Source organism: Okeania sp. (assembly GCF_983059655.1).
Window position 1 is genome coordinate 2,618 of sequence record NZ_CEZPJD010000447.1, and the last position, 3,736, is coordinate 6,353.

Annotated in this window: 3 protein-coding genes; 1 reads left to right on the top strand and 2 read right to left on the bottom strand. The window is 35.5% G+C overall.

Going from position 1 to position 3,736, the window contains the following annotated elements:
* The first annotated feature begins 328 nt into the window (after nucleotides 1–328).
* Nucleotides 329–1,135 (top strand): MOSC domain-containing protein, encoded by an 807-nt coding sequence (locus AC3DU7_RS21550; RefSeq protein ID WP_488041353.1) that lies wholly within the window; start codon nucleotides 329–331, stop codon nucleotides 1,133–1,135.
* Between the two features lie 634 nt (nucleotides 1,136–1,769).
* Here the strand turns inward: AC3DU7_RS21550 and AC3DU7_RS21555 are convergent.
* Nucleotides 1,770–1,961, bottom strand: coding sequence for a hypothetical protein (locus tag AC3DU7_RS21555; protein ID WP_488041354.1), 192 nt, complete (start codon nucleotides 1,959–1,961; stop codon nucleotides 1,770–1,772).
* A 1,126-nt stretch (nucleotides 1,962–3,087) separates the two neighbouring features.
* Nucleotides 3,088–3,736: PEP-CTERM sorting domain-containing protein (locus AC3DU7_RS21560; RefSeq protein WP_488041355.1), on the bottom strand; the 649-nt coding region annotated here is incomplete at its 5' end.

Below are 3,736 nucleotides of genomic sequence, written 5' to 3' on the forward strand. Positions count from 1 at the left end.
TGCATTTCCACTCTTTTTGTAAATAACGATGAGAATTATGATTCAATTTTTTTAGGTATTATTCAATAATGGATAATTGATAATGGATAATTGATAATTACCTCTCCCTAAAAGGAAGAGAAGAGAATTGAATAAAAAGAAAATATTTTCTCTCTTGGTCGATTGTATATGGCTCCGAGACCTCACTATCCCTCGACCGAACGTATAATGATATAAACTTATTCCTATATAATTTTTTCTAATTTTCCTATCTTGGTATGATAATATCATTTGACTCCTAAGCAATAACCTAACTATTTGTAGCAAAGATTTATAAAATTGGCAGAACATGAAATTAGCAACAGTTAAACAATTATTTATTCATCCAGTTAAAGGATTAACTCCTCAAATTTGTCAGGATTTTTTCCTCACTTCAGGATATGGCATTAAAGGCGATCGCGCTTTTGCTTTGATGTTTCTCGACTCTCATAACCATACCACAGGGCCAGAAATTATACCTTGGATGAGTAAAAAACATTTTGCAGTACAAAATGATTGGCCTGGTTTAGCTGCTTTGAATTGTGAGTTTGACTCAGAAACTGGATTTTTGACCGTGCGACGGCAAGGGGTTGAGCTGCTGAGGGCCAATACAGGTTTATCTGAGGAACGCGATCGCATTAATGCTTTTTTCACAGATTATTTGACTACTCTCACACCGAATAAAGGAGCGCGTCATCCTCAAAAAGCTCCAGTGCAGTTAGTAGGAAATGGCAATACAACTCGTTATCCCGACCGCGAAATTGTACATATTTCTATTATTAGTCAGGCAACTATGGATGATTTAGGGGAAAAGGCAGGAAAGATATTAGATATACGAAGATTTCGTCCTAATGTGGTTGTGGATGGTATGGATGCTTGGTCAGAGTTTGACTTGGTGGGAAAACAGTTGCGCTTGGGTAATGCTGAAATTACTGTTACTGCTAAAATTGGGCGGTGTATGAATATTGAGGTCGATCCAGAGACTGGCGATCGCGATATACCTTTATTATCGGTGTTGAAAGAAAAATTTGGTCACGCTCACACAGGTGTTTTGGCAACTGTTGATAGTGATGGAAGTTTAGCGGTTGGGGATATTTTGCAAGTTTTGAGCGATTAATTAGCTATCAGCATTGACGATCTGGAATATTTTTTGTCTATTCCTTATTCCCTATTCCTTATAGCACTTTTCACATGGATAGACTACAGTTAGTATGGGCAACCCAAAAGCATTTTTCTAGCTCCTACCCCCTACTCCCTACTCTAAGTGCCAAAAATAATTTTATGGTCTACTCAAATGAAAAGCGCTGTCAAACCATAAGCATAAGTACCTCGTAACAACAGGAAGTACTGTATGATAGTCTAAGTCAAAATTAATAGGAAGTTAAATTATGGAAGGTCAATTATCTGGAAGTTGGCAAGACTGGGTAGGAGTTGCAGGTTATGTTTTATTTGCAGGTTTTATTGTCTGGCGCGTACTTACAATACCATCAAAATGAGTTATGGCACTATGTGTTGGGTAGTAGCTTGCTATAACAATGGCATTAGCCATGATAGTAGTGTGCGCTCAAAAATATTATAAATAATGGGGTCAACTACAATTCTGGAAATCAGATCGATGCTTTGAGAAAAAGAAATTGCGCAGGCCCTCAAAAATGACATTGAAGCTATTCCTAATGACTACTAGAAACAACCTTAATGGCAAGCAAAATGCTCCCACTATCATTATAGAGATGCTGACGGACTTGTTGATATTATGGGCTATCGGTAGGAACAGGCATTAATTGTTCGTGTTTGGTGTAAACAAAAGGTTTGTTATCATCAATACAAGACAAGACATATTCAAAACGAGTACCTTTTTGATTAGTATGTTTGATAATTCTACAGACTTTTCCAATCCATTCATACTCAATTAACATTACATAGTCGTTTACTTGAAAGCTCATAATATCCGATTTCCTCAAAATTTGCTTTTTAATTGTCTTCATTATAAGACACTGACTTAATGCCACACTTCCTCTATGAAGGTGATTTTATTTTCCTCCAACTGGGTGATTCTACAGTATTGGCCATTGCTGTATCAGGATTTACAGAAGAGAAGTCAATGTAGTGATAAGGAGGAGATGGGGACACACCCCTACTGCTCTCAGAAAGCAGGGTCAATTTCTTGTCACTATTATCGCTACGCGGAAGTCAGAAGTGCTGATTGGTAAGGCTTTTAGAATTTTGTAACTGGTTAGTTATTTCCGCCATTCTGCACTATAGCAAAATTGTATTCTTTGAAATTTCATATATCTTACTAGAATTAGTTAACGAAAAATGTACGGTTGTAAATATTCTCTGATGACAAAGAATTAGCCCTGCTCCCAGGAGGGGCATATGGAAAAAGATTTGGAAATGGCGCCGAGATGAAACATTTTTGTATACCGAATTCAGCAGAGATGAAAAAACTTTCTCCTCTTTTTTTCCTTCTGATATCAAACCCGGTAGCATCGGTGTAATATAATTAGGGCTTGTTGAAAAAGTCTGATAGTGATGATAGGAAATAGGGAATAAAAATACAAAAATATAACTTTACATCACGACTTTGGGAAACGCTATAGTCTTATTTTATTTTATATCTCCTAAAACTAATGTAGCCTACATTCCATGCTTCAATTTGTAACATGAAAATTAGTATAAAATCTGTAACTTGCTTAAGTATTTATACTATATAAATTATCTTCATTTATCTTTATCAAGAGTCCAATTCTCAGTTAAATACTAAGCATAAATACTGGTTGAATCCTTGACTCTTATTGACCACTATAATTTTATTCTTACTTTTGACTTCTTATAATCCGCCTTAGTGAGAAAGCGTTTTTTATAGTTACAACCGTTGCTAAATAAGGGATTTAACGATGGGACAACCCTGTTTTTATACCCGGATTTGGTATTATTTTTGAATTATATTTTTATGCTACGTTTTGTCGTGCTAAATGTAAGATGTAGGGATGCTCCATGGAACAACCCTAAATTCTTGCTTATTGGATATCTATGAAAAAATAATGCTGCATTTTTTGATAATGACGCTTATTTTCTCTTCTTCAAAATACCACTGCAACCTACCGCACCCAAAGCTAATAAACTGAAAACAGCAGTTGGTTCAGGTGTAGACACTTGGGTATCTGGACGTAAAGTGTATTCGATATCTCCTGAACCAAATCCTTGTCCAGAAATATCGTATGAAAAGAAAGCGTCACTGGAGTCAGATATACCTTCAAAAAAAGAGAATGTAGTATCCGTCTCAAAATTCAATCCTAGAAAGTCACCATCAAAAAATACAACTTCAGGAAAACCATCAGTTTCAGTGTAGTTAACACCCAGAAAATCGAAACTAAGTTCTGATACAGATAAAAATTCATCACCAATTCCAGTTAATGCAGAATCATCAAATTCAAAAAATCCAGAGTATGTTTCGCCTGCTAAAGAACCAACATCTATACTAACTTCAAAATCATAAATAATTGAAGCAGCATTAACAGGATTAGCATTAATGACTGATAAGCTGAGAACTGTACTTGTAGCAACGAAAGATAATTTTTGAAAGATGTTAGTCATGGTTTTATTTGGTAAAAAGGAGCAAATGTTTGCTGGTTGGGTAAATTTAAAAGTTGCTATGCACCCTATACAGCGCTTTTCATTTGAGTAGACCACAAAATTATTTTTGGCACTTAGAGTA